Raw genomic sequence first — 7069 nt, forward strand, 5'->3', positions numbered from 1 at the left:
ATGTTCCAGCCCCCTTCGCCCCTGGCCCGCCTGGTGGCCGCGACCCTGACCGGGGTCACGCTTGGGTCGGGAATCGCCGCCCAGGCCGCCATTGCGGCTCCCCGGCCGGCCGTCGCCAGCAAGTCCGCCGCCATCCCCGCCCCCGACGCGGTGCTGGCGGTGCTGAACCGCGCCAACGCCGCCCAGATCCAGGCCATGCGCGCCGAGCCGATCCCGGTCTCCACCGGCGGCGCGGTGCGCGAGATGTCGTCCAACTGGGTGTCGGCCACCTACTATGTCGGCGCGGCGCGGTTGGCCCGGGTGACCAACGATCGCGACACCCTGGTCTTCCTCAGCGAGGCGGCCGAGCACTTCAACTACGGCCTGCGCGGATCGCGCTCGCCCAAGCTGATGCTGAACGCCGACGAATGGGCGATCGGCGACCTCTACGAGGAGCTCTACGCCCGCCGCGCGCAGCCCGGCGTGATCATGCCGCTGCGTCAGCGGCTGGACTGGTCGGTCCCGCACCTGACCCGCACGCCGATCCCGCAACACCTGGTCTGGTGGTGGAGCGACGCCCTGTTCATGGCCCCGCCCGTCCTGGCGCGGATGAGCGCCCAGACCGGCGACAGGACCTATCTGGACGCCGTGGACAAGCAGTGGTGGCGCACCTTCGCCCGCCTCTACGATCCGGACGAGAGCCTGTATTTCCGCGACGAACGCTTCATTGATCGGCGTGACGACCAGGGCCGCAAGCTGTTCTGGTCGCGCGGCAATGGCTGGGTCATGGCCGGCATGGCGCGGGTGCTGGAGTCGATGCCCGCCAACTACGGCTCGCGCCCGCGCTACGTGACGACGTTCCAGGCCATGGCCAAGCGGGTGGCCGGCCTGCAGCGGGCCGACGGCCTGTGGGCCTCCAGCCTGATGCAGCCGGACCAGTTTCCGGAAGCCGAGACCTCGGGTTCGGCCTTCTTCGTCTACGCCCTGGCCTGGGGGATCAATCACGGCGTGCTCGACCGGGCGACCTACCTCCCCCACGTGACCAGGGGCTGGGCGGCGCTGGAGGCCCAGGTGCTGCCAAACGGCATGATCGGCGCGGTGCAGAAGACCGGCGACCAGCCCGTCGCCACCGCTCCCGGCGACATCGGCCCCTACGGCACGGGCGCGTTCCTGCTGGCGGGGCTGGAGGTCATGAACCTGGGCAAGCCCGCGGCCGCCCTGCCCCTGGCCGAACCGGCCCGGGACGCGCCGGAGTTCATCGTCGCCACCACCCCGACGCCCGCCCTGCCCCGCACCGTGCAAGGCTCGCCCGAGGAGACCGCCCGCCACGCCGCCGAGATGAAGGCCGTGGCCGCCCTGGCCTATGATCCGGCCATCGAGGGCCCGGGCCTGGCCCCGGCCACCGTCCCGCCTGCCGCGCCGGGCCAGCCGACGCCGCCGAAGATGATCTACCGGATGGCCCCGCCGCCCGCCGGCCAGGACAAGCCGCGGGCCACCGTCCGCTACGCGCCCGAGCGCCTGGACGACATCCTGTGGGAGAACGACCGCACGGCCCACCGCATCTACGGTCCTGCCCTGGAACTGGCCGAGCCGCCCTCGACCTCGGGCGTCGACGCCTGGGGCAAGAGCGTCCGCTGGCCGTTCATGACCCGCCAGCTGCGCACCGGCGACCAGCACGCCTATCATGGCGAGGGCATCGACTATTACAACGTCGGAACTTTCCGCGGCGCCGGCGGCCTGGGCGTCTGGGATGGCGGCAAGCTGTGGGTGTCGCGTAACTGGAAGTCCTACAGGATCCTCGAGGACGGGCCGGACGTCGCGTCGTTCAAGGTCGACTACGCGCCCTGGCAGGTGGGGACGGATCGCAAGGTCTGGGAAAGCCGCACCTTCACCCTGCCGATGGGGACCAACTTCACGCGACTGGTCTCGACCTTCCAGTCCGACCGGAAGGGTCCGCTGACGGTGGCGGTGGGGATCACCAAGAAGCCCACCGCCAAGACCCCCGGCGCCTTCACGATCGACAAGGCCAAGGGCGTGGCGACGTTCTGGGACGTCACCGATCCGGACAAGGGCACCATGGGCCTGGCCCTGCTGCTGGACCCGAAGCAGATCGTCGACGTCGTCGAGACCGACAGCGACTGGCTGGTGCTGCTGAAGGCCACCCCGGGCAAGCCGTTCGTCTACTACATGGGCGCGGCCTGGGACAAAGGGCTGGACTTCCACTCGCGCGCCGAGTGGGAGGCCTATGTCCAGGCCCAGAAGCCGTCGTTCGATCCAGCGAAATAGCCGATGGCCGCCGCTCGCTCCCGGTCAGGCCTGGACCGCCGCCAGGTGCTGGCGACCGCCGGCCTGGGCGCGGGGGTGTCGATCACCGCCGCCCGGGCCGCGACGCCGCGGGTTCGGGTCGCGACGCCCCGCGTCGACTATCTGGAAAACCCGCTGGGCCTGGACAATCGAAGGCCCCGGTTCTCCTGGACTCTCGAGGCCGGCGCGGCGCGCGACATCCGCCAGACCGCCTATCGGGTGACCGTGGCGGCCAATCCCGAAGCCCTGCGCGCCGGCGGCCCGTTGCTGTGGGACAGCGGCAAGGTCGCTTCGGACCGGTCGTTCGACATCGCCTACGAGGGTCCGTCCCTGACCTCCGGCCAACGCCGATGGTGGAAGGTGGAGGCCTGGATCCAGGGCGATCGGCCCGCGCGGCCCAGCGCCCCCGCCTGGTGGGAGATGGGGCTGCTGGACCCGGCCGACTGGACCGCCGGCTGGCTGGAGGCCGAACCCGAGGCGATGCGCCAGGCGCGGCTGGAGGGCGTCCGCTGGGTCTGGGGCCAGACCGACGACGCCGAGCCGCGCCGGTTCCGCTGGCGTTTCGACCTGCCCGAAGGGGTGAAGGCCGCGCAGGTCACGGTCTCGGCCAAGGACAACCTGGCGGGCCTGTGGCTGGACGGCGTGTCGCTGATCCGCCCCGGCGACCGCACGGCCTGGGGCCAGGGTCCGAGCTTCGCCCTGCCCGACCTGTCGCCGGGTCCGCACGTCCTGGCCGTCGAGGTCGGCCTGCGCCTGGACGAACCCCGCCCGGTGATCGGCGGCGCCCTGGCGGCCATGCTGCGCCTGACCCCGGCCGACGGCCGCGAGGTTCGCATCCACGCCAGGGACGGCTGGCGCACGATCCTGGACGCCCCCGGAGACTGGAAGGCCAAGGCCTATGACGACACCGCCTGGCCCAAGGCGGTCCCGGCGCGGGTCGACCCGCCCTGCCATCCCTGGGTGACCGGACCGGCGGTGCAGCTGCGCCGCGCCTTCCGGCTGGACAGGCCCGTCGCCCGCGCCCGGCTCTACGCCACCGCCCTGGGCGGGTACGAGGCGCGGTTGAACGGGAGGAAGGTCGGCGACGGGGTGCTGGCGCCGGAATCCACCGACTTCCGCACCCGCGCTCTCTATCGCACCTACGACGTCGTCGACCTGCTGCGGACGGGCGACAACGTGCTGGGCGCGATCGTCGGCGACGGCTGGTTCGCCAGTCCGTTCGGCTTCCTGGACCTGCGCTACGCCTTCGGCCCGCCGCCGCGCCGCTTCTCGGCCCTGCTGGCGATCGAGCATACGGACGGGACGCGCACACGGATCCAGACCGACGGCCAGGGCTGGCGCCTGGCGCCGTCGCCGATCGTGCTGTCGGAGATCTATGACGGCGAGACCTGCGACGCGCGTCTCGAACAGCCGGGCTGGGACGCCCCGGGTTTCGATGACGGCGGCTGGTCCCCGGCCCGCCTGGGCGAGACGCCGCCGTGCCGCCTGGCGGCTCATGTCGCCCCGCCGATCCGGCCGATCCAGACCCTCAAGGTCCGCAAGGTCGACGAGCCCGCGCCCGGGGTGCGCGTCCTCGACTTCGGCCAGAACTTCGCCGGCTGGTGCCGGATCAGGGTCGAGGGACCCGCCGGCGCGACCGTCAGGCTGCGCTTCGCCGAGGCCCTGCGCCCGGACGGGACATTGAACACCACCTCGAACCGCCGGGCCCTGCAGACCGATACCTACATCCTGCGCGGCGACCCGGCCGGCGAGACCTTCGCGCCGCGCTTCACCTTCCACGGCTTCCGCTATGTCGAGGTCACCGGCTGGCCTGGCGCGTTCTCGGCCGACGCGGTCGAGGGCGTGGTCCTGCACAGCGACGCCGCCCTGACCGGCGCGGCGCGGATCGACCACCCGCTGATCCAGGCCCTCTGGCGCAACACCCTGTGGAGCCAGCGCGGCAACTTCCTGGGCGTGCCCACCGACTGCCCGCAGCGCGACGAGCGCATGGGCTGGACTGGCGACGCCCAGATCTTCTGGGACGCGGCCGCCTTCAACATGGATGTCGACGCCTTCACCCGGCGGTTCATGGGCGACATCCGCGCCGGCCAGTCGGCGACCGGCGAGATGCCCGACACCGCGCCGTTCTGGGCCCTGGGCCAGAACACCCCCGGCTGGGCCGACGCGGCCGTCATCCTGCCCTGGACGGTCTGGCGGCGGTATGGCGACACCGCCGTGATCGACGAGAACTGGACGGCCATGGACCGCTGGAGCCGCCGGCTGCTGGCGACCAATCCCGACCATGTCTGGCGCCACGGCCGGGGCATGGACTACGGCGACTGGCTGTCGGTCGACGCCCGGAGCCGGTCGGACGTCACCACGCCCAAGGAACTGGTCGCGACCGCCTACTGGGCCTGGTCCACCGACCTGCTGGCCCAGATGGCCCGGGCCAGCGCCCGAGCCGGCGACGCCACGCGGCTGGAGGCCCTGCGCGCCGCCATCGGCGCGGCCTTCGTCCGCGAGTTCGTGCGGCCGGACGGCGGGGTCGGCAACGACAGCCAGACCAGCCACGTCCTGGCGCTGCGCTTCGGCCTGGTCCCGCCGGCCCTGCGCGCGGCCTCGGCCGGCCGGCTGGCCGCCGACATCCGGCGACGCGGCGTGAAGCTGTCGACCGGCTTCATCGGCACGCCCTACATCCTCGACGCCCTGGCCGACCACGACCACGCCGACCTCGCCTATGGCCTGTTGCTGCAGACCGGCCTGCCGTCCTGGGGTTATCAGGTCGGCCAGGGGGCGACGACGGTGTTCGAGCGCTGGGACGGGATGAAGGACGGCGTGGTGACCGGCTCGCTGAACCACTATGCGTTCGGCGCGGTGTGCGGCTTCGTCTGGCGGCGGGTGATCGGCATCGACGCCCTGGAGCCCGGCTTCAAGACCATCGCCGTCCGGCCGCTGGTCGATCCGCGCGTGGCCAGCGCCTCGGCGGACTATGACAGCGTGGTTGGTCGGATTTCCTGCGGTTGGAAGATCACGACGGACGGCCTGCGGCTGGACCTGGTGGCGCCGGCCAACACCAGAGCGCGGGTCGAATTGCCGGCCGGGCGCGGCGCCATGATCCGCGAAGGCGGCCGGGCGGCGCGGATTGCCGAGCGGACGGACGCGATCGCGGTGATCGAGGTCGGGTCCGGCGCCTACAGCTTCACGGTGGGGCGATGACGGGCGCCATCCATCCCAAAAGGTTGTCATTCCGGGTCTTCGCTACGCCCAGGATGACATCGGATATTGAAAGATTTCAGTGATGCACAGACGCGCCCTCCTCCAGCTTGGCCTGGTCTCCACCGCCGCCCCGACCCTGGCCCTGGCCGCCGACCGCGCGGTCGATGCGAACGCCCATGGCGCCGTCGGCGACGGCAGGACCCTGAACACCCGGGCCATCCAGGCCGCCATCGACGAGGCCGCCAAGACGGGTGGGACCGTCGCCTTCAAGCCCGGCGTTTACCGGACCGGTTCGCTGTTCCTGAAGTCCGGCGTCACCCTGCGGCTGGACAGGGGCGTGACGATCCTCGGCTCGCAGAACCTGGCCGACTATCCCGAACTGCCGACCCGGGTCGCCGGAATCGAGCTGACCTGGCCGGCGGCCCTGATCAATGTCCACCGGCAGAAGAACGTCCGCATCGTCGGCGACGGAACGATCGACGGCGACGGCAAGGTGTTCTGGGACAGCTACTGGGCCCTGCGCCGCAAGTACGACCCCAAGGGCCTGCGCTGGGCCGCCGACTACGACTGCAAGCGGCCGCGCCTGATCCAGATCTTCGACTCCGAAAAGGTCGAGCTGGCCGGCCCCCGCCTGCGCCGCGCCGGCTTCTGGACCGTGCATGTCTGCTATTCGCACGACATCCACGTCGCCGACCTCGAGATCCGCAACAACGAAGGCGGGCGCGGCCCCTCGACCGACGGCGTCGACATCGACTCCTCGCACGACGTGCTGGTCGAGCGGATCGACGTGGCCTGCAACGACGACGCCCTGTGCCTCAAGGCCGGCCGCGACGCCGACGGGCTGCGCGTGGCGCGGCCGACCTACAACGTCTCGATCCGCGACTGCGTGATCCGCGACGCCTCGGCCGGCATCACCTTCGGCAGCGAGACCTCGGGCGGCTTCCACGATATCAAGGTCTCGGGCCTGACCGTGCTGCACCCCACGCCGGTCGGCATCCTGTTCAAGTCGGCCCACACCCGCGGCGGGGTGATCCGCGACATCGACATCCGCGACCTGCGCCTGCAGGACGTCTTCACGGTGTTCCGCGTCAACCTGAACTGGAACCCCAGCTACAGCTACGCGACTATTCCCGAGGGCATGACCAGCGTGCCGGACTATTGGCGGGTAATGACCCAGCCGGTGCCGCCCGAGCGCGGCCGCGCCCGTCTCAGCGACGTGCGGGTCAGCGACATCAAGGCCATCGGCGCCAAGACCGCCTTCGAGGTCGCCGCCTTTCCCGAGGCGCCGCTGGAGCGCTTCGCCTTCGACAACCTCGACCTCGACGCCCAGACCGGCGGCCGCATCGCCAACGCCAGGGACTGGACCTTCAAGCGCACGCTGGTCGACACCCTGGACGGCAAGGCGCCGGAGGTCGTGGACTCGTCGGGCGTGGCGGGGCTGGAGGCGCGTCCAGCGGCCTGAGGCCGTTCCCGGCGGACACGATTTCTCGGCCTCGGGCTTTCGCTGGCGAGGGGATGGGGAGGCGCGGAGCGGTCCGGGCCGAGCCCGGATGACCGTGAGGTTTAGTGTGTGCGTTTCGGCTAGACCTGA

The 7069-nt window shown here is 71.6% G+C and carries 3 protein-coding genes; all 3 read left to right on the forward strand.

Going from position 1 to position 7069, the window contains the following annotated elements; translation table 11 throughout:
* Positions 1 to 2265, forward strand: a complete 2265-nt coding sequence (locus tag AC07NX_RS18345) for a glycoside hydrolase family 88 protein (protein WP_494643718.1) — start codon at positions 1 to 3, stop codon at positions 2263 to 2265.
* Positions 2266 to 2268: 3 nt separating this feature from the next.
* Complete coding sequence (locus AC07NX_RS18350) at positions 2269 to 5478, forward strand: alpha-L-rhamnosidase (RefSeq protein WP_494643719.1); 3210 nt, start codon at positions 2269 to 2271, stop codon at positions 5476 to 5478.
* Positions 5479 to 5560: 82 nt separating this feature from the next.
* Positions 5561 to 6940, forward strand: coding sequence for a glycoside hydrolase family 28 protein (locus AC07NX_RS18355; RefSeq protein WP_494643720.1), 1380 nt, complete (start codon positions 5561 to 5563; stop codon positions 6938 to 6940).
* The last annotated feature ends 129 nt before the right edge of the window (positions 6941 to 7069 follow it).

The sequence above is a fragment of the Caulobacter sp. GW821-FHT09A05 genome, assembly GCF_059418465.1.